The organism is Pseudomonas sp. 22085 (assembly GCF_052045815.1).
Classification (GTDB): Bacteria; Pseudomonadota; Gammaproteobacteria; order Pseudomonadales; family Pseudomonadaceae; genus Aquipseudomonas; species Aquipseudomonas glycinae.
In genome coordinates this window covers 132,228-151,858 of record NZ_JBQEQA010000004.1, presented here as the reverse complement: position 1 = coordinate 151,858, position 19,631 = coordinate 132,228, and the positions used below count along the sequence as shown (strand labels likewise).

The window sequence follows — 19,631 nt, the reverse complement described above, 5'->3', positions numbered from 1 at the left end:
TCGTTCCCACGCTCTGCGTGGGAATGCAGCCGGGGACGCTCTGCGTCCCAAAGCGGACGCAGAGCGTCCATTTAGGCATTCCCACGCGGAGCGTGGGAACGATCAATCATCAAACGATCAGTCGGGTACGAACATCTCTCGGGTCAAACCATGCCGCTGCATCTTTTCATTAAACGTGCGACGCGGCAGTTGCAGCTCCTCAAGCACGGCTTTCACATCGCCCTTGTGCCGGGTCAAAGCAGCCCGCAAACACTGCGCCTCAAACGCCTCTTGCTGCGCCGCCAGCGACTGCCCCGGATCGATACCCTGCACCGGTTCATCCAGCCCCAGTACCTGCCGCTCGGCCACGTTCGCCAACTCGCGCACATTGCCCGGCCAGTCGTGACTGAGCAGGTGGTTCAACTGCGCGCCACTGAGCGGTGGAAAGGTCCGGCCCAAACGCTGGGCGGCGCTCTGGGCGAAGGATTCGAACAACAGCGGAATGTCTTCGCGACGATCACGCAGCGGTGGCAATCGCAGCTCTGCGACGTTCAGGCGATACGCCAGGTCTTCGCGAAAACGTCCGGCCCGCGCTTCATCCAGCAAATCGGGTTTGGTCGCTGCGACGATCCGCAAGTCCACGCGAATGCTCTGGTTCGACCCCAGCCGCTCCAGCTTCTGCTCCTGTAACACCCGTAGCAGTTTCACCTGCTGGGCCAGCGGCATGCTTTCGATTTCGTCGAGAAACAGCGTGCCGCCATCGGCGTATTCCAGCTTGCCGATGCGCTTGCCCGAGGCGCCGGTGAACGCGCCGCTCTCATGTCCGAATAACTCGGCTTCGAACAACTGCTCGGGGATCGCCGCGCAGTTCAGCGCCACGAACGGCTTGCCGGCGCGCGGGCCGAAGTCGTGCAGGCAGCGGGCGACCAGCTCCTTGCCGCTGCCGGTTTCTCCACGGATCAGCACGTTGACCGGCAGCGTCGCCAGGTCAAGCACCTGCCGACGCAAGGTCTGCAAGCCACGGGACACACCGAGCAACGTCGCATCGAGTCTGGCGCGGTTGTCGGCCTGCTCGTGCAGGGCACGGTTTTCCAGCACCAGCCGACGCTTGTCCAGCGCCCGGCGCAGGCTGCCGAGCAGGGTCTCGGGACTGAACGGTTTTTCCAGAAAATCGTAGGCGCCGTCGCGCATCGCTTCGACCGCCATCGGCACATCGCCGTGGCCGGTCAGCAGAATCACCGGCAGGTCGGCATCCCGGCGCTGCACTTCGGCCAGCAGCTCAAGACCGCTGAGCCCGGGCATGCGCACATCGCTGAGAATCACCCCGGCAAAGTGTTTCGGCAGCGCCGCCAGGCATTCCTCGGCGCGGCTGAACAGCTGGACCTCGAACCCGGACAGGCTCAGCCATTGTTCGACGGCATTGCGAATACTGCTTTCGTCATCGACCACCATCACCGAGTTGAGCATCAGATGTGCGCCTCCAGATCGATCGGCAAGGTCAGGCTGAACACTGCGCCATTGTCACCATTTTCGACGCACAGGCGCCCGCCGGATTCATGGACGATGGCGAAGGATACCGCCAGTCCCAGGCCCAGTCCGTCACCCACCGGTTTGGTGGTGAAGAACGGATCGAACACCTGCCCCAGATGTTCTTCGGCGATGCCGCCGCCGTTGTCGATGACGCTCAGGCGCCACAGTTGCTCGTCGGCTTCCAGGCGGATTTCCAGACGCTTGCAGGACTTGCCCTGCATGGCATCGAGGGCATTGCGCAGCAGGTTGATCAGCACCTGCTCCAGACGGATCGCATCGCCACGCACCCAGGCCGGACGGGTCAGGTGCAGCACCAGACTGACCTGTTCATCGCGCAGACGCGCATCGAGCAATTGCAGGGCCTGATCGACCACCGTCGCCAGATCCAGCCGTTCGCGCAGGCCGCTGGGGCTCTTGCGGGCAAAGGTTTTCAGGTGGCCGGTGAGGGCGGCCATGCGCGTGAGCATGTCATCCACCGGTTTGAGGGCCTTGCAGGCGTCATCGACCCGGCCATGATCGAGCAGCAGGCGCAGGGTCGCCAGTTGCATGCGCTGTGCGGTCAACGGCTGATTGATTTCGTGGGCCAGCGCGGCGGACATCTGCCCCAGTGCCGCCAGTTTCGCTGATTGCACCAGACCGTCCTGGGCCGTGCGCAAATCCCGGGTGCGTTCTTCGACCAGTTGCTCAAGCTCTTCGCGGCTGCGCTGGCGCATCTTCGCCAGACGCCAGCGCTGGTTGAGGAACAGCAACAGGAACACCAGCGCCAGCCACACTCCGGCGGCGGCGAGCCCGGCATTGCGCTGGTCTTCAAAGGACAATTGCGGGCGGCGCAGCAGATGCAAGGTCCAGCCTTCGGCAGTCAGCGGCAGCGATTCCCACAGGTAATCCGCCGTGCCTTGCGGGCCTTCGACGCGGCGCAGATCACTGTTGTCATCGAAGCTGCGCAGCGCCAGATGCGTCAGCGGCACCAGTGATTGCTTGTCGTATTGGCGGGTGGCCTTGATCTCGCGGTAATCGGCCGGGCTCAGCGGGTGCAGCAGACGATAGCGCCAGCCGGGCTGGTTGGCGATGAAGATGATCCCGCGCGCATCGCTGACCAGCAGGGTGTCGCTGCCCTGGCTCCATTCGCGTTCGAGTTCGGGGAATTCGAGCTTGACCACCATCGCCCCGAGGAACTCGCCGTTGTCGCCGAGCACCGCGCTGGACAGGAAGTAACCGGGAATGCCGCTGGTCACGCCGACCGCGTAAAAGCGTCCGGTGCCCTGGGTGCGGGTCTGACTGAAATAGGGGCGAAAGCCATAGTTGTGGCCGACGTAACTGCTGGGCAGACGCCAGTTGCTGGCCGCCACCGCAAGGCCGGTGCGGTCGAGCAGTTCAAGGGTCGAGGATTGGGCGGCGCCGTTGATTTTTTCCAGCTTCAGATTGAGCGCCGTTTGCTGTTCGGCGCTCACGGGACCGGCGAGTGCCGCCCGTAATTGCGGGTCCAGTGCGAGCACGGCGGGCAAGGCGCGATAGCGGTCGATCAGGGTATGTAGCGAGTTGGCGTACAGCGCCAACTGTTGATTGGCCCGCGCAGCGTCTTCTTCCAGCGCCTGGCGCTCGGCGTGGCGGATCGCAAGCGTCGCGGCGAGGGCGGCGCCAGCGAGGATCAGCAGGGTGTACAACGACAGACGCAAGGTACGGGAAGTCGGCAGCATGCTGGGTCAAACGGATGGCAGGTCGGGCGGGCACGATAGCACGCCATCGTGCGGCTACAGTGCTATGGCTGCATAAAAGCCGATTGGTCACACGACCGCTTTTGAGTCTGGCATCCAGGGCGCGACGAGTCCTTGTACGGAATCGTCGGCGACGGTTTGGCAGACCTCAACTGACATCAGCAGTCAGGGACCATGTGTGCCGTTGGATTTGGTCCACCAGTTGTAAAGCCTGGAGTGTTTTTCCGGGGTATGACGTAGTTGCTGCTGTAAAAACTGGTTATCGGTGGACCGCGACTCCCTGTAAGCGGCAACAGAAGCTTTCGCTCGACCGATGTTGGCTAGCGCCTCGTGGGTTTGCTGCTGCAGGTCTGAGCGGCTGATCGGAGCAAATCCGTCTGGGTCCAGAACATCGATGCCTAATGCATCGAACGCTCCTTCTGCAGCGGCGGAATAACTTTCGACGGCCGCTTGCCAGTCAGAGAGCATTGTCTGGATCTTTATAATCTTCGTCGGGTCGAGCCCGTTTTTTATGTCTTCGGCTTCCATTGTTCGAGCAATGATGGCGATAGCGGCGGGGATAATCGATAGCCACGACGCCATCATTCGGTTCATGATAAATGCAGGCATCTGACGGACCAGATCATCCGAGGCCTCTCGCCACGTTCTGTTTTGCCTCGCGGGATCCGTGATCCCTAATCCTTTATTGATTTCACTGACTGACATTTTCGACGTTTGCGGGATCAGCGGGCCGAGCATGATCCCGGTTCTGGAGGCGACTTCGTTTGTGAACGGGTCAATCATCGCACCGACGATGTCACCGCCGATGTTTCCACCAATCAGCCCGCCAGTTGTCAGGTAGGGGATAAAGGACTGGGGGCTTGGAAGCACCAACTCAACAAGCCCTGCGCCGAAAACGCCTGCTTCGTAGCCAGCAACACCTTTGCCCACCTCGACTGCGACGTTCGCCATCAAATTTCTTTTGATGTTTTTCTTATGAAAGATGTTGTGAAGCTGCTGGAGCAAATGTTCGGAGTGTCCGAAGACGACGGAAATGAAGTCCGAATAATGTCTGATAGTGCTTTCCGTTTTGTATGCTCCGACAGAGTCGACGTAACGCAGCGGGTTGTTGCCGACAAACGCATACCGGTTCGGCCCGTCCGCATCTCCGGCCGGGTCGGCATTGATCCAGCGACTCAACCAAGGGACGTAATACCGGGCGCCATAGTAATAAAGCCCGGTGCGATCCATTTCCTTGCCCGAATAGCGGATGAACTTGTAGTCCGCTTCGATCTGCGAACGCGCGGCCATCCAGGCGGTGCCGCCAAAGGCAAAATAGCCCTCGGCACTGATCAATAGCGCCCTTGCATCGAGTGTTTTTGTGATTGAGCCCAAGTGGTCACTCAGCGAGTACTGCAATTGATCAGCGTCGATGCCTGACGGTTTGCCGGCCACCCAGTGCAGGCAGGACACTTCGCCGACGCCGATTGCGACGGTGATCCGATGCAGTTCTTCGCCCGAGCTTTTGCTGCGGATTTCCAGGGACCCCGCGTAATGCACTTCATCGACATGGCTGACTTTGCGGGTGTGGGTTTCGTGACGTTTGTAGACCCGTGTGCCCCGGCTGTATTGGTACAACTCCTGATCCGGTGGCGCGCCGACATGTTCGACGAGCGTCAGCGATTGCAGTTGGTTGCGGCTGTTCCAGTGCAGCGGCTGGCCAGCCTGCAGGTGCCTGAGATTGCCGGTCGGGTCGAACCGGGCGCCGAAGTCAGGCACCGGATCCCCCTGTTTCCAGCGCACCCCGCGATTGCTGGCAGTGTCGATGAACACCTCGCGGGTGTAGGTGTTGCCGTCGCGTACGTGGGTCAGTTTTTTCAGGTTGTTGCCGTCGTCGTATTCGAAAGACTCGACATAGTTGCGTCGGTCATCGGGATCGGTGGGTTGCGGCCGACCGGAGTTATCCGCGGGCGGGGCGTCGCTGTAACCGGTAGCGCGGGTCAGGCGGTACACCGAGTCATAGCCAAATGTGCGTTCACCGTCGACCCGCTGGTTGCGGAAAAACGTCGGTGTGTAGGTGTGGTCAACAATGCGCGTAACGTTACCTTCCAAATCGTATTCATACCCGAAATCCAGAATCGCCGGCTCTGAAGCCTTTTGCGCGTACTGTCGAAGCAGGCGTCCGTCGGTGTCCCGGTAGCACCAGCGGTTGGTCACATCGTTGCCGAGCCGTTGTTCGGTGATCTGGCCGGCGGCGTTGTAATCCGCACCTTTCAAAACCGGCTGGAAGGCTTGTCCGTTGAGTTGCAGTTGTACCTGGACGAGCTGCCCGGCGATGTCGTAGGTCGACTGTTGCAGGTGCCCGCCGGCGTCAGTGGTTTGCAACACTGCGCCGACGGCGCTGTAGACCCGACGGCTGGTGCAGGTTTTGCCGTCCTTGAAGGTGCGGGTTTCTTCCAGCGTCTGTCCGTGCATGCCGAAGCTGTCGAGGGCGAGCGTGCCTGATGGATCGCTCAGCGCCGTCATCTGTCCGCGCAGATTGTGCGTCGGGTCGGCCGAAGCGTCGAGGTAGCGGAAGGTTTCGAAGTTCGCTGTACCGTTTTCCGTGACGGCCCGCAGACGCAGTTGCGGGTCGTAGGTCATTTCCCGGTGATTGCGGTTAGCATCCCAATTCTGAAGAAGCTCGCCACCGACACCCTGCAGTACTGTGTTTTCGCCACCGTCAACGTTGATCGTCCTGATCGCCACGCCGTCCAGCCTGTGCACCGTTGTGGTATTGGGCGTGGGCAGACGCGGATCGCGCAGCGCGACCAGTCGGCCGGCAACGTCATATTGCTGTCGGGTAATGAGCGCCTGCACATCCTCCCCTGCCACCCTGCGCAGGTAGCCGACCTGTCTGATGGCGTTGCCACGCGGATCCGTGACAACGGCTGTCGGCGTGCGCCAATGCAGGCTGGTGTTCATGCCTTGACCTTTTTCGCCGGCCTGGCGGGTTGTTTCGCAGATGAGGGCGCGGGTGTGTTGTCGGTGTCATTGAAGTCATAGCGGAGCGTGAACCACGCATGCAGGATGTCGAACGCCAGATGGCCCAGCGCATTGATCGTCTGTATCGGCCGCCCCAAGGCGTCGTAGAACATCCGGTCGTGATAGCCGTGCTCGCGCATCGCGCTGTCGTTGATACAGCGGTGGGTATTGAGGAAGTAGGGGCGGTAGACCCGGATGGTTTCGCCCTTGTGGTTGTATTCCACGCGACTCTGCACCCGCCAGCGCGAGCCCCGGGTGGCCGGCATTTCGATCGGTTTGCCATCGGCGCCGGTCACGAGGTCATCCTCAGGGGTGGCGACAAAGGCATCGCCCTGCGGGGCGAGCTGTTTGCTTTGCAGCGCGCGGCCGAAGCCGTCGAAGTAGCGGATCGTCATTTGAATCTGTTGCAGCGGGTCGGTGGGGTAGCGGTCGGCAGCCAGGTTGAGGCTGTGTACCGGCTGCTTGAGGGTAGTTCGGATGAACTTGAGCAGGGCCTGTTCGCTGGTGCTGCGTTTTTTCAGCTGGTTCAGCCAGCGCAGGGCCGAGGCGCGGATGTGGCCGTCAGGCAGAATCAGCCCCTTGGCGATCCATTCCTTTCTTTTGATGGGCAGCGTTTTGAGCGGGAGTACCGGCATCCAGCTTTGCAGGTCGGTGCGCACCACGCTGGCAGCGGATGCCAGGGCGGTTTTCGGATTGGCGAGGGCGTATTCGACACTCAGGTCAGGCTGTGGCGGGTAAGCGGACAGGGGAGCGAAACCGGCCTGAGCGCCGTTTTCGGTGCCATGAAAACTGTGGGCGGTGGGTTGCCTGTCTGCGTCGTACAGCACTTCCTGAATGTTCTCGTTGGCATCCTTGACACTGCACGGCAGAAGGGTGTGCCAGTCGTATGTCATGGTTGTGACGCAGCCGTCCGGCAGGGTGAGGGTCTTGGTCACCAGATGGAGCGGGTCCCAGGCGATGTGCGTTACGCCATGGCTGGCGGTCTGCTGCACATCGGTGACGTGGAAAAATTGGCTGGCATCGGCGTAGGTGAAAAAACCGCTCAGGGCTGACCACAGGTTTTCCAGTTCGTCCTCTTCCGAATCTTCGGGGAGAAACAGATTCATCGGCTCATAGCCGATCTTGATCAGCTCGCCCCGAATGTCAATCGGGACGTCGTCGTAGGCAGCCAGTGCTGTCTTGTCGAACACGGCCTGTTTCGTCGGGCCTGCCAACGGTGGGTAAAGCATCTCGCCGGCGGCCTCCAGATAGGTCTGCTGCGAAAGCGAGGTCAGTTCGCGCGCGGCTTTCCATGCGGCGCTGTCTTTATGCCGATCGAAATTTTCGAAACTGATGTCCGCTGCGCGCAAACCGTCCGGCAGAGAGCCTTTGGGCAGTTTCATCGCATTACCGCGCTGGCGGCAGGGTAAACCGAGCAGCCAGTGACTGGCACTGGTCAAGTGAGTGAATTCGGCGAGAGCTTCCGTCAGATAAAAGCATTGCTGTTGCTCATCGTGGCTGTCCAGCCAGGCGCGTCGTTGATCTTCCTGATCGAAGGGCGGTTCGTCATTCTCGGTGCGGCGACGAGCACAAGCGACGGTAAAACCTTGTGTCAGATGACCGTATTCGTCCCACGCCAGATTGACCCTATGTTCAACGCGTGGATCGTCCATGAAGCGTTCGTATTGATGGCTGCGGTTTTCCAGTTCCAGCACCAGCAGACTGGAGGGATTTATGTTCACCTCTCGCACCAGATAGCGCGTTTCGCTCAGAGAGAACAGGCGCGCGGGGGCGGGGTCGTCTGCCTGGCAGACTTCGGTGCGAAGCAGGCGACCGGCAAGGGCGTAGGCGGTTTCGCGATCATCCTCGGCTTTGCGCCGCTTGCGAATGCGCTCTTTACGGCGTTTGGCATCGAACTCTGAAAAGACCGTGGGGCCCAGCGATGTGATTTCAGGGTCGAGTTCGCAGATACCTTTCAAAACGGGGTCAGTGCATTGACCGGTATGAAACCAGTGCGTCACCTTCATCGGCGCCGTATGGCCGTCTTCGGCCTTGCCAGGTTCCAGTTCACTGTCGATCTGGCAGACCCGGCCGAAGCCACGGAACTCGCGATCCTTCCCGTCGTAGTAGCCGTCCAGATAGTCGAATGACTGCTTCAGGCAGTTGCCGGTGATTTCATCGAGTTGTTCCAGCCAGTGGAGCACCATCTGAGGAAACGGCAACCGGCTGACCGGATGCCTGCGAGCCATCAGTTCCCGGCGTTTTTCGTCCAGCCAGAATTGTGCACTGCTGCGATGTTGCAGCGTGGCGCTGTAGCCCATGTTGTTGTTGCAGCCGGTGAGCAGGTAGGGCCGTTTACTGACGAAGTGATACACCCAGTGCTGCGGTTTCATGTGGGGTTTGGTCAACAGCAGGCTGGCGCAGCCAATGCCTTGCAGATCGGCGAAGGTCACCTGGCAGAGGTTGTCGTAGCGAATGCCGGCAGGCCACGTGACACGCACGGGTGTCGGGGCCAGGCCGTTGCCACCCTGGTTGAACCAGATCTCGAAGTAATCCGAAGACAGGTAAATGAAGGCCGGGGCGCCGGAGCCGTCGAGATCGGCGATGCGTACCCGGTCGGCATCGAATTTGCCATAGTCGAACAGCAAGTCGCTCAATTTGAAACCCTCTCCAAACCGGCCATGACCCAGGCTGATCCAGCAGCGGATTTCATCGTGACGGATCCGGCACAGCTCCATGCCGCTGGCGCCCATGCCACTGAATGACACCAGTTCGCTGCGGGCATTGCCGAACAGCGGCAATCTGTCCGGGGTATGGGGCACATCCTGGCCGGGAGCAAATCCTTTTTCCCGCAGGTTGGCATACACCCGCACGCTTTTCGGGCCGATCAACGCCATGGAGTCCAGGCCATCGCCGCGCAGATCGCCCAGTTGTGCAAGTTGATGGAAAAACTCCACGGGAAACTGATCGAACGATTTGAAAGGCGACCAGGTGCCATCCGACTTGAGCGTGTAACACCCGCTGCCACCGGGCTGCGCGACGACCCAGTCCAGACAGCCGTCACCGGTGAGGTCGGTAAGAATCTGCACCACCGGTTTGCTGCTGTCGGCGTTCGGAATCAGCGGCAGCAGGGTCCAAGGGCCGTAGACGATTTCGTCTGTGCCGGGCGTGCCGCGCAACGGTTCGCGGAAATACCAGGCCCCGTCGCGCTGGCAGAGAAAACCGGGCAGGGCTTCACCGTAAAGATCGACGCAATGGTAGGGCTGGCCGTCGTTGAGACCGGGCATGTGATCAAGTTGCAGAAAGGGTTTGGGGGTGGTGTCGAGTATCAGCGCCTCATAAAAATATTCGAGGGGTGGCATGTGTTTGACGTGACCTGTAGCGTCGTAACTCATGTAGTGCGCTGCTTTCAGATGATTGTATCGATGCGATGTGGATTCGTGCTCCAGCAACAGGCGATTGACCAGCACCGGAGCGGGGCCGATGGCATTGAACAGCAGGAACTGTCGGCACAGGCGCCGAGTGCCGACTTCAAAGCCATGGCGATGCATACGAAACGGATCGGAACGCACCGTCCAGGCATCTTCATTGGCGGGGTACGGTGGAACATCGTCATGCCCGGAGACGCGTTCGCCGTAGTCAATGATCATTCGGAACAGCCAGTCGAGTAATTCGGGTTGAGGGTGATCAAGACAGTACAGATCGGCACTGGCGGTCTTGTTGCAGTAGCAGACCTGGCGCAGGTAGCGTTGAGCACTGTAGTCAAAACGGGCGTCAGTGGTTTTGTCGTCGGTCTTGTACTGGTAAAAGATGTTTTCGCCCATGGGGTTCCTGACTTCCGTCAGCAACCACACAGCGATATGCGCCGGGGCTGCCGGGTCATGGATGCAGGAATCCAGGGTGTTGCCATAGCAATATCGAGTGCCATCGGCTCCAGAGACCACCCAGAACGGATGACCGCCATCGGTGGGAGTCCAGAGTTCGTAGCGGGTGAATGTCGTTTCCAGACGTGGAATGTAGAGCACCACTGAATAGGTTCTGGCGCTCCTGCCTTTACCGCGCGTACGCTTTTTTGCCTTGATCCTGCCGCGCGTTGTCCGTTCGGGCCGCAGGTCGGTTCCGTCAGCCTGCATGACATCGTCGGCTGCATATTTCGGCACGCCCTTGCTGGTCTTGCGCGAAATGGAAGCCACCGACAGATCCCAGCCAAGTCCGCATTTGCCGTTGCCCGCATTGCCGTCATAAAACAGCTGCAACTCAGGATTGAGCGTACGGGCGTTCAGGATCGGCAGTGGCAAGGTGTAAGACCGCTGCCCGGTCGCACCGATCTCTCCCCAACTGCGCCCGTTCGTAGCAATGGACGCTGTCTTGGCAATAGAGGGAGGAGTGACGAGCGCATCTGCATCAAGGGCCATGGCAACGCAACCTGTGAACGCCGAGATTCCAAGCTAACAGAGGGCGTCGGGGGTCGGCACCTGTCAGATCTGACAGGTGCCGACTGACGGCAGGCGAAAAAAAACCGGGCGGTCATCGCTGACCACCCGGTTTTTTTCAAACAGCAGAAGCGCTTACTGCACTTCCACCGCCAGGCTTTCGCTGATCTTCTGTTGCCAGATCGCAGGACCGGTGATGTGCACCGATTCACCTTTGCTGTCCACCGCTACGGTGACCGGCATGTCCTTGACCTCGAACTCGTAGATCGCTTCCATGCCCAGCTCGGCAAACGCCAGAACCTTGGACTTCTTGATCGCTTGCGCCACCAGGTAAGCGGCGCCGCCAACAGCCATCAGGTACACGGCTTTGTTGTCCTTGATCGCGTCGATGGCGGTCGGGCCGCGCTCGGACTTGCCGATCATGCCCAACAGGCCGGTCTGCTCGAGGATCTGACGAGTGAACTTGTCCATCCGCGTGGCGGTGGTCGGGCCAGCCGGGCCAACCACTTCGTCACCGACCGGATCAACCGGGCCGACGTAGTAGATGAAGCGACCTTTCAGATCCACCGGCAGTGTTTCGCCCTTGTTCAGCATCTCGACCATGCGCTTGTGCGCAGCATCGCGACCGGTGAGCATCTTGCCGTTGAGCAGGACGGTTTCGCCCGGCTTCCAGCTCTGCACGTCTTCCGGGGTCAGGGTGTCAAGGTTGACGCGACGGGCCGACGGGCCTGCTTCCCAGACGATTTCCGGGTAGGCGTCCAGCGGTGGCGCTTCCAGCGAAGCCGGGCCGGAACCATCGAGCACGAAGTGCGCATGGCGGGTGGCGGCGCAGTTCGGGATCATGCACACCGGCAAGGAAGCGGCGTGGGTCGGGTAGTCCATGATCTTCACGTCGAGGACGGTGGTCAGGCCACCGAGGCCCTGGGCGCCGATGCCCAGCTGGTTGACCTTCTCGAACAGCTCCAGACGCATTTCTTCGATGCGGTTCTGCGGGCCACGGGCCTTGAGCTCGTGAATGTCGATGGATTCCATCAACACTTCTTTCGCCATCACAGCGGCTTTCTCGGCGGTGCCGCCGATGCCGATGCCCAGCATGCCCGGCGGGCACCAGCCGGCGCCCATGGTCGGAACGGTCTTGAGCACCCAGTCGACGATCGAGTCGGACGGGTTGAGCATGGCCATTTTCGACTTGTTCTCGGATCCGCCGCCCTTGGCCGCCACGTCCACTTCCACGGTGTTACCCGGAACGATGGAGTAGTGGATGACCGCCGGGGTGTTGTCCTTGGTGTTCTTGCGCGCACCGGCCGGGTCGGCCAGGATCGAAGCACGCAGGACGTTTTCCGGCAGGTTGTAGGCGCGACGCACGCCTTCGTTGATCATGTCGTCCAGGCTCATGGTCGCGCCATCCCAACGCACGTCCATGCCCACACGCACGAACACGGTCACGATGCCGGTGTCCTGGCAGATCGGCCGGTGGCCGGTGGCGCACATGCGCGAGTTGATCAGGATCTGCGCCATCGAGTCACGGGCCGCTGGCGATTCTTCGCGCAGGTAGGCTTCGTGCATCGCCTGGATGAAGTCCACGGGGTGGTAGTAGGAAATGAACTGCAGGGCGTCGGCAACGCTCTGAATCAGGTCGTCTTGCTTGATCACGGTCATGAGTCGCGCTCCTCTAAAAGACGGGAACATTCAATAAGGTGCCTGCGGCTTGGGTGCATCGGTCGGTCGCAGACACCTTTCAAGGCACGCCGGGGCTGCTGGCGCGACGCTAAAAAGGCGCGGCAGTATACCGCGCCTCGGTGGCGGGCACATCTGCCGGGAGTCATTCGTTGGTCGCATGGCTGCAGGTTTTTGACGCCAAATACCCGGCCCGAAAATCAATGGTCATTTATCGCCTGCGCCACTAAAGTGGCAGCCGGTCTGTAGAGTAGGACACTCGGTCAGCCTCTTATCGCACGGTGAGTCAACGATTGACCCATAACGCCATTCAACGTCTTTTGCTCAAACGCTTCGCCCTCGCTGCAGCCACCTATGGATTGGCTTTGCTGCTGCTGTGGCTGGCGTATTTCACCGGACATTACGAAGATTCGCTGGCTGGCGTCGCCGTCGGCAGCGCCCTGGTGGTCATCAGCCAGGCAATCCTGTTCGCGGTGTTTTTCTCCGGCTGCAATCTGCGCTTTTCCGACCCGAGCCTGACCGAAGCACAAGTGCTGCTTGGCCTCGGCTGGCAGACGTGGCTGATCGCGCATCTGGAAGAAGCCCGGGGCGAGTTCCTGGTCTTCTATGTGCTGATCCTGCTGTTCGGCCTGTTCCATCTGTCACAGCGGGCGTTCGTACGCTGCGCGATGCTGGTGTTCTTCAGTTTTTGCGCCATCACGCTGTGGGACGGTTACCACTTGCATCTGCACGATCCGGCGCTTTCCGCGTTGCAGGCTTGCATCCTGTTGATCGTGCTGGCGTGGCTGGTGATTTATGCGCGCTTCGTCCAGACCTCGCGCCAACGCATGCGTCAGCGCCGGTTCGCCTTGCAGGCGCATCAGGACACCCTGCGCGGGATGATGCGCCAGCTCGAAGACCTGGTGGCCACCGACGAACTGACCGGGCTGTTCAACCGTCGGCATTTCCTGCGCCTGGCCACCCGCGAGCTGAATGCGATGGAGCCCGACGTGGTGCATGGTCTGGCGCTGATCGACCTCGACCACTTCAAACGCATCAACGATATTCACGGCCACGCCGCTGGCGATCAGGTGTTGCAGGCTTTCGCCGGCGTGGCCGGGGCCTGTCTGCGCGACGGCGATGTGCTGGCGCGATATGGTGGTGAGGAATTCGTGGTGCTGCTGCCCGATTGCAACGCCGAGCGCCTGACCGCCTGTTGCGAACGGCTGCGCATCGCCTTCACCGACGTTGAACTGGTGGGCCTGAATGTGAAAAACCTGAGCCTGTCCGCCGGCATGACCCTGCTGGAACTGGGCGATGATCTGGACGATGCCTTGCAACGTGCCGATCAGGCGCTCTATCGGGCCAAGCGTGACGGACGCAATCGTTGCGCGGCGGCATGGGAGAACGTCGATGCCTGAACTGCGGGTCGGTGATCGACAGTGGTCGGTGGCGGCGGGCAGCAACCTGCTCGATGCCCTCAACCGGAACGGTGTGGCGGTGCCTTACAGCTGTCGCGCCGGCAGTTGCCACGCGTGTCTGGTGCAATGCGTGCAGGGCTTGCCTGCCGACAGTCGCCCGGATGCCTTGAGCGCCGAGCAACGTGATCAGGGTTGGCGGCTGGCCTGCCAGTGCCAGGTGATCGAAGACTTGCAGGTGCACACCTTCGATCCCGTCACCGATGGGCGCCCGGCCACGGTCGAAGCGCTGGACTGGCTCGGCGACAGCGTGTTGCGCCTGCGCCTGATACCCCAGCGGCCGCTGCGCTACAGCGCCGGCCAGCATCTGGTGCTGTGGGCCGGCCAGATTGCGCGGCCGTATTCGCTGGCCAGCCTGCCGGAAGAAGACCGCTTTCTTGAATTTCACCTCGATTGCCGCCAGCCCGGCGAATTCAGCGATGCCGCGCGCCGCTTGCAGATCGGTGATCCGATCCGTCTCGGTGAACTGCGCGGCGGCGCGCTGCATTACGACCCGGACTGGCACGACCGGCCGCTGTGGCTGCTGGCCGCCGGCACCGGACTCGGCCCGTTGTTCGGCGTGTTGCGCGAGGCCTTGCGTCATGATCATCGGGGCGCCATTCGCGTCATTCACCTGGCTCATGACGCCGACGGGCATTACCTGGCCAAACCCCTTGAAGCGCTGGCCGCGCAGCGGCAAAACCTCAGCGTCGAACGGTGGACCGCGGCCGAGTTGCCGGGCGCTTTGGCGCAACTGCGCCTTGTCTCCCGACAAACCCTGGCCTTAGTCTGCGGATCGACGGCCAGCGTCGACGCGTTTGCCAAGCGTCTGTTCCTGGCCGGACTGCCGCGCAATCAACTGCTGGCCGATGTCTTCCTGAGCCGTGGTTGAGCGCTGAATTCTCAGACGCGAGACACGCCATGCCCGACGCCATCCTGCTGCACCGCGAACGCGGTTTGCTGACCCTGCGCCTCAACCGCCCGGACAAGAAAAACGCCCTGACCCGCGCCATGTACAGCCAATTGGCCGACGCGCTGAAACAGGCCGACCGCGACCCCGAAATCAACGCGGTACTGATCACCGGCAGCGCCGAGTGCTTCACCGCCGGCAACGACATCGCCGATTTCATCCAGCAACCGCCGAGCGACCTCGACAGCCCGGTGTTTCACTTCATGCTCAATTTGCTGGAGTGCCGCAAACCGGTGATCGCCGCGGTGGCCGGGGCGGCGGTGGGGATCGGCACGACGCTGTTGCTGCATTGCGATCTGGTGTACGTGGCGCGGGATGCGCGGCTGCGCATGCCGTTCGTCAACCTCGGATTGTGCCCGGAATTCGGCTCCAGCCTGATCCTGCCGCGCTTGCTCGGGCAGGCCAAAGCGTCGGAGTTGTTGCTGCTGGGTGAGGGGTTTACCGGTGAGCAGGCGGCGCAATGGGGCATCGCAACCGAGGCGCTGGGCAGTGGCGAAGCCGCGTTGGCCAAGGCGCGGGAGATGGCGTTGCGGTTTGACGAGCTGCCGGCCGAGGCGGTGCGGATCAGCAAACAATTGATGCGCGCGCCGGATCGCGAGTTGATTCGCAAGGTGATCGAGGAGGAGGGCGCGCTGTTCACTCAGCGGCTGAGGTCGCCGGAGGCGTTGGCGGCGTTGACGGGGTTCATCAAACGGCATTGAAAAGCTTACCCTCATCGGAGCGCCGACCGCCCAGCTCTCCCGAAACGTCGGATGCCCGGAGGGAAAGGGGCGGGGCTTCTATGCATTCTTCAACCCCGGAAATTTGACTTGTAAGGTCGACGCTTAACCAACCATTAACCGTGAAATAAATGCTCCCCATCCTTCTTCGCCGGCAACCAGCAATTTACCGTCCGCTTGTGGGATTAGGGCATTGGGCATATTGAAATCACCTCCGATTGGCAATAGCGCCCAGCCCTTATTGTCCAGCGTTTTATCCAGTGTGCCATCTGGATTGAACCGCGCTAAAACTATGTCTGGCCGTTCATTTGAATCGAGCACGACACCGGCAATCATCAACTTTTCATCATCATCAATAAAACCGTCAGTAAACAGCGTCATCTGATCGTTCAGAGAAGTGAGCAAGGGTTTGCCGTCATTGAACTCGGGATCATGAGAACCGTCGGAACGCCAAGCTTCCAGATATCCAGTAAATGGCGCCTGTAAGGTGGTTCCGACAGCTACAACTCCGTCATCCGAGCGTTGAAGTCGCCGATAGAAGAGGTAATTCGGCGCAGGAACCAGTTTGTAACCATCGTTACCAAACGAGATATCACGGGAGCCATCGCTGAGATAACGGACGAACATGGTGCAACGAGGATTCGGGCCGCCGGTGACAATACCCGCGGCAAGCAGTTTGCCATCCTTCTGGGGCACCACGAGACCAATGTTCGTTGTTTGCTGCTCATAGTCGGGATGCTGTACGGCGACATGGCCTGTGCCAGCGAATGTTGGATCCGGGCTGCCATTAGGATTGAGGCGGTAGATCATGCTGGCTGAATGTGAAGGGAAACTGAAAATGTAAAGGCTTGTTATGACAATCTTTCCATCCGCCATCTCCACGCAATGAGGAGCGTTGCGATCCGCCCTTGACTGCACTGTGGCAAAACGGCGCGGGGTGTCAGGCTGGTCGGGCCTGGTGTCAAGGATGACCTTGCCGTTGTTACCGAAAGACAGGTTGGGACTACCGTATTCCAGGTACCGTGCCAAAGCGGTGTGCTTTAAGCCGGTGGTGCCAATGAGCACTATATCGCCATTGCTCAAGATGCTAAGACTGTTGGGATATGACACCTCATTCGGGCCGAAAATATCAATAACGAAGCCATTTTCGCCAAAACGTTGGTCGATAGTACCCTCAGCGTTGAGACGTGTGATCCAGAATTTATCGAAGTCTTGATCGTAGACACCCCCTGCCACATAGATGGCACCACTCGGTGCGATGGCCACCGCAGTAGCAGTTGCATGAGTAGCGTTGGGAATGTTGAAGCGTAGAACGCCTTTATTGGCAAAAGTCGGATCGAAAGATACGGTACTGGCGATTGCGTTCATGGCGCTTCTCCTGTTTGATCAGTGCGACGTTTGTACGTGGGCTTTCCGAGACCCATTGGATGTCACTTGATGGGGAGCGCCTACTGTCAGAAATGACAGGTATAAAGAAGTTTTTGGAATAAAAAAGCCCTGCCGTTATAAGCGGCAGGGCTTTTCGTTTTCAGCAACCGGTCACTCAGACCTGCGGGTCGCCCACGTGCAGGATTTTCATGCCATTGGTGCCGCCGGTGGTGTGGTAGCTGTCGCCCTTGGTCAGGATGACCCAGTCACCTTTCTCCACCACGCCGCGCTTGACCAGCTCGTCGATGGCTTTCTGGCTGACTTCGTTCGGGGCCAGCGAAGCCGGGTCGAACGGCACGGTGTACACGCCACGGAACATCGCTGCGCGAGCCTGGGCTTCGCGGTGCGGGGTGAAGCAGTAGATCGGCACCGACGAACGGATACGCGACATGATCAGTGGGGTGTAGCCGCTTTCGGTCAGCGCGATGATCGCTTTCACGCCCGGGAAGTGGTTGGCGGTGTACATGGTCGCCAGCGCGATGCTTTCGTCGCAGCGCTCGAATTCCTTGCCGATGCGGTGGCTGGAGGTCTTGCTGGTCGGGTGCTTTTCAGCGCCGACGCAGATGCGCGCCATCGCCTGCACGGCTTCCAGCGGATAAGCGCCGGCAGCGGATTCGGCCGACAGCATCACGGCGTCGGTGTAGTCGAGCACGGCGTTGGCCACGTCGGACACTTCGGCGCGGGTCGGCATCGGGTTCTGGATCATCGACTCCATCATCTGGGTCGCCACGATCACCGCTTTGTTGTGGCGGCGTGCGTGCAGAATGATTTTCTTCTGGATGCCCACCAGTTCGGCGTCGCCGATTTCCACACCCAGGTCACCACGGGCAACCATCACCGCGTCGGAAGCCTTGATCAGACCGTCGAGGGTTTCGTCGTCGGCCACAGCCTCGGCGCGTTCGATCTTCGCCACCAGCCAGGCGGTGCCGCCGGCTTCGTCGCGCAGTTGACGGGCGTAGTTCATGTCGGCAGCGTCACGCGGGAAGGACACGGCAAGGTAGTCGACTTCCATTTCAGCGGCGAGCTTGATGTCGGCCTTGTCTTTTTCAGTCAGGGCCGGCGCGGTCAGGCCGCCGCCGCGACGGTTGATGCCTTTGTGGTCCGACAGCGGGCCGCCGATGGTTACGACACAGTTCAGTTCGGTGGCGGTGGCGGTTTCAACGCGCATCACGACGCGACCGTCGTCGAGCAGCAGCTCGTCGCCCACGCCGCAGTCCTTGACCAGGTCCGGGTAGTCGATGCCGACCACTTGCTGGTTGCCTTCGGTCAGCGGATGGCTGGTGGAGAAGGTGAACTGGTCACCGATCTTCAGCTCGATGCGCTTGTTGGCGAATTTGGCGATTCGGATTTTCGGGCCTTGCAGGTCACCCAGCAGGGCGACGAAGCGGCCGTGCTTGGCAGCGAGGTCACGCACCAGCTTCGCGCGAGCCTTGTGCTCGTCGGGGGTGCCGTGGGAGAAGTTCAGACGGGCGACGTCCAGGCCAGCCAGAATCAGCTGTTCGAGAACTTCCGGCGAGTTACTGGCCGGGCCAAGGGTAGCGACGATTTTGGTACGACGGACGGACATGCAAAGACTCCTCAGGTTCAAGCGCCAGCGAAGGCTACTATGCTCTTGGGGTGTAGTCATTGTTCGTTTGCACTACTTAATAGTTTCTTTATTGAACACGGCAACTTTGGGACAAACGCGCCTGAAGATTTCCGACCAGGGGTCGATACAGAGCACAAGACAGGAGAACCCCCCATGCGATTCGTGCCCATTGCCGCCCTTGCCCTCAGCGTCCTCGCCGTCACGGGCTGCACCCGTTGGTCGATGAACCATCATTTGAACAACGCCTACAGCGCCTATGATCGGGGCAACTGCGAGCAGGTGATGCTCGAATTGTCCAAGGTCGAACGCGCCAGCCGTGCCCGCCCTTACGTGTGGCCGGAAGTGTCGATGATGCGCGGCCAGTGCCTCGAGCGGCAGAAAATGTTCGTCGATGCGGCGCAGACCTATCAGTTCATCATCGCCTCGTACCCCAACAGCGAATACGCCTACCGCGCCCGCGCGCGTCTGGAAACCCTGCAGAGCCTGGGCCATTACCCGACGCGCAGCGCTGCCGCCGTGGTACGTCCAACCCGCTTCTGATGGCGGTTGTCATACAAAATCTGGCTGGCTGTACAAGGTGAGCTATAGTCCAGAGACACCGGTTTGAAGCCTGCTTTCTGAACCGGCGCAACACCTGCGACTGGCATGAGATTGACGTGGCGAGCGCCACACCGGGAGCGGGGAGAGCGAACCTGACGCACAGGTCCGTTCCGAAGCGAGTGCGGCTCTGTGATGGAGCCTGGCATGGCGAACTGCGTATGTTTACCGACCGTCGAATCGAACGGCACCAGCTGCCGTATTTTCTGCGAGTGTTCAACCGCGTCACCGACAAACCCATCGGCTTTCTGGGCAACGTGTCCGAAGACGGTTTGATGCTCATCAGCCAGTTGCCGATGATGATCGGTGCCGAATTCAACCTGCGCCTGAAGATCCCTCTGGGCGAAGGATGCCAGCAGGTCATCGACCTGACGGCGTGCTGCCTGTGGTGCCACGAAGACGCGACCCCCCGACATTACGACGCCGGCTTCAGTCTGTACCGCACGCCGCCCGAATACGGGCAACTGGTCGAGGCGCTGAAGCAGTACTTCAGTTTTCAGCCGTTGCCGGCCTCGGCCTGACTCAAAACCTTCCAAAGCATCGCGGGCAAGCCCGCTCCCACAAGGACAGCGCTGAC

The 19,631-nt window shown here is 60.6% G+C and carries 12 protein-coding genes; 5 read left to right on the top strand and 7 right to left on the bottom strand.

What is annotated here, in order from left to right:
• Positions 1-117: 117 nt before the first annotated feature.
• From ACTJK7_RS06105 to ACTJK7_RS06085, 5 genes are all read right to left on the bottom strand, one after another.
• Positions 118-1,446, bottom strand: coding sequence for a sigma-54-dependent transcriptional regulator (locus ACTJK7_RS06105; RefSeq protein ID WP_440779853.1), 1,329 nt, complete (start codon positions 1,444-1,446; stop codon positions 118-120).
• Positions 1,446-3,206, bottom strand: coding sequence for a sensor histidine kinase (locus tag ACTJK7_RS06100; RefSeq protein ID WP_108563111.1), 1,761 nt, complete (start codon positions 3,204-3,206; stop codon positions 1,446-1,448). Before ACTJK7_RS06100 ends, ACTJK7_RS06105 begins: the two co-directional genes overlap by 1 nt.
• A gap of 183 nt (positions 3,207-3,389) precedes the next feature.
• A complete protein-coding gene (locus ACTJK7_RS06095; RefSeq protein ID WP_440779852.1) occupies positions 3,390-6,167 on the bottom strand; it encodes an RHS repeat-associated core domain-containing protein in 2,778 nt (925 codons plus the stop codon).
• Positions 6,164-10,621 (bottom strand): SpvB/TcaC N-terminal domain-containing protein, encoded by a 4,458-nt coding sequence (locus ACTJK7_RS06090; RefSeq protein WP_323151295.1) that lies wholly within the window; start codon positions 10,619-10,621, stop codon positions 6,164-6,166. Before ACTJK7_RS06090 ends, ACTJK7_RS06095 begins: the two co-directional genes overlap by 4 nt.
• Positions 10,622-10,774: 153 nt before the next feature.
• Positions 10,775-12,298 (bottom strand): fumarate hydratase, encoded by a 1,524-nt coding sequence (locus ACTJK7_RS06085; RefSeq protein WP_007960181.1) that lies wholly within the window; start codon positions 12,296-12,298, stop codon positions 10,775-10,777.
• Between the two features lie 311 nt (positions 12,299-12,609).
• On the opposite strand from ACTJK7_RS06085, the gene ACTJK7_RS06080 reads away from it, so the two are divergent.
• The 3 genes from ACTJK7_RS06080 to ACTJK7_RS06070 are packed head-to-tail and all read left to right on the top strand — an operon-like array spanning position 12,610 to position 15,423.
• Positions 12,610-13,716 (top strand): GGDEF domain-containing protein, encoded by a 1,107-nt coding sequence (locus ACTJK7_RS06080; RefSeq protein WP_201816295.1) that lies wholly within the window; start codon positions 12,610-12,612, stop codon positions 13,714-13,716.
• Positions 13,709-14,644 carry an iron-sulfur-binding ferredoxin reductase gene (locus ACTJK7_RS06075; RefSeq protein ID WP_440779850.1) on the top strand — a complete coding sequence of 312 codons (936 nt, stop codon included), beginning with the start codon at positions 13,709-13,711 and terminating at the stop codon, positions 14,642-14,644. The genes ACTJK7_RS06080 and ACTJK7_RS06075 overlap by 8 nt, the downstream gene beginning before the upstream one ends.
• A 29-nt stretch (positions 14,645-14,673) precedes the next feature.
• The gene (locus ACTJK7_RS06070; RefSeq protein WP_108563108.1) at positions 14,674-15,423 is read left to right on the top strand and encodes an enoyl-CoA hydratase-related protein; all 750 of its coding nucleotides are present in this window, start codon (positions 14,674-14,676) and stop codon (positions 15,421-15,423) included.
• Positions 15,424-15,546: 123 nt separating this feature from the next.
• On the opposite strand, the gene ACTJK7_RS06065 is transcribed toward ACTJK7_RS06070, so the two are convergent.
• Both ACTJK7_RS06065 and pyk read right to left on the bottom strand, forming a co-directional pair.
• The gene (locus ACTJK7_RS06065; protein ID WP_108563107.1) at positions 15,547-16,809 is read right to left on the bottom strand and encodes a hypothetical protein; all 1,263 of its coding nucleotides are present in this window, start codon (positions 16,807-16,809) and stop codon (positions 15,547-15,549) included.
• Between the two features lie 175 nt (positions 16,810-16,984).
• Positions 16,985-18,436, bottom strand: a complete 1,452-nt coding sequence (pyk, locus tag ACTJK7_RS06060; protein WP_007951250.1) for a pyruvate kinase — start codon at positions 18,434-18,436, stop codon at positions 16,985-16,987.
• A 174-nt stretch (positions 18,437-18,610) separates the two neighbouring features.
• Here pyk and ACTJK7_RS06055 point away from each other — a divergent pair, with 174 nt between their 5' ends.
• Together ACTJK7_RS06055 and ACTJK7_RS06050 are read left to right on the top strand one after the other, a co-directional pair.
• Positions 18,611-18,997 carry a tetratricopeptide repeat protein gene (locus tag ACTJK7_RS06055; RefSeq protein ID WP_007951249.1) on the top strand — a complete coding sequence of 129 codons (387 nt, stop codon included), beginning with the start codon at positions 18,611-18,613 and terminating at the stop codon, positions 18,995-18,997.
• 218 nt (positions 18,998-19,215) lie between these two features.
• Positions 19,216-19,575 carry a PilZ domain-containing protein gene (locus ACTJK7_RS06050; RefSeq protein WP_108563106.1) on the top strand — a complete coding sequence of 120 codons (360 nt, stop codon included), beginning with the start codon at positions 19,216-19,218 and terminating at the stop codon, positions 19,573-19,575.
• The last annotated feature ends 56 nt before the right edge of the window (positions 19,576-19,631 follow it).

Excerpts from the sequence above, each read along its gene's own strand:
- ACTJK7_RS06105 (WP_440779853.1), bottom strand. The coding sequence starts at position 1,446 with ATGCTCAACTCGGTGATGGTGGTCGATGACGAAAGCAGTATTCGCAAT.
- ACTJK7_RS06100 (WP_108563111.1), bottom strand. The coding sequence starts at position 3,206 with ATGCTGCCGACTTCCCGTACCTTGCGTCTGTCGTTGTACACCCTGCTG.
- ACTJK7_RS06095 (WP_440779852.1), bottom strand. The coding sequence starts at position 6,167 with ATGAACACCAGCCTGCATTGGCGCACGCCGACAGCCGTTGTCACGGAT.
- ACTJK7_RS06090 (WP_323151295.1), bottom strand. The coding sequence starts at position 10,621 with ATGGCCCTTGATGCAGATGCGCTCGTCACTCCTCCCTCTATTGCCAAG.
- ACTJK7_RS06085 (WP_007960181.1), bottom strand. The coding sequence starts at position 12,298 with ATGACCGTGATCAAGCAAGACGACCTGATTCAGAGCGTTGCCGACGCC.
- ACTJK7_RS06075 (WP_440779850.1), top strand. The coding sequence starts at position 13,709 with ATGCCTGAACTGCGGGTCGGTGATCGACAGTGGTCGGTGGCGGCGGGC.
- ACTJK7_RS06070 (WP_108563108.1), top strand. The coding sequence starts at position 14,674 with ATGCCCGACGCCATCCTGCTGCACCGCGAACGCGGTTTGCTGACCCTG.
- ACTJK7_RS06065 (WP_108563107.1), bottom strand. The coding sequence starts at position 16,809 with ATGAACGCAATCGCCAGTACCGTATCTTTCGATCCGACTTTTGCCAAT.
- pyk (WP_007951250.1), bottom strand. The coding sequence starts at position 18,436 with ATGTCCGTCCGTCGTACCAAAATCGTCGCTACCCTTGGCCCGGCCAGT.
- ACTJK7_RS06055 (WP_007951249.1), top strand. The coding sequence starts at position 18,611 with ATGCGATTCGTGCCCATTGCCGCCCTTGCCCTCAGCGTCCTCGCCGTC.
- ACTJK7_RS06050 (WP_108563106.1), top strand. The coding sequence starts at position 19,216 with ATGTTTACCGACCGTCGAATCGAACGGCACCAGCTGCCGTATTTTCTG.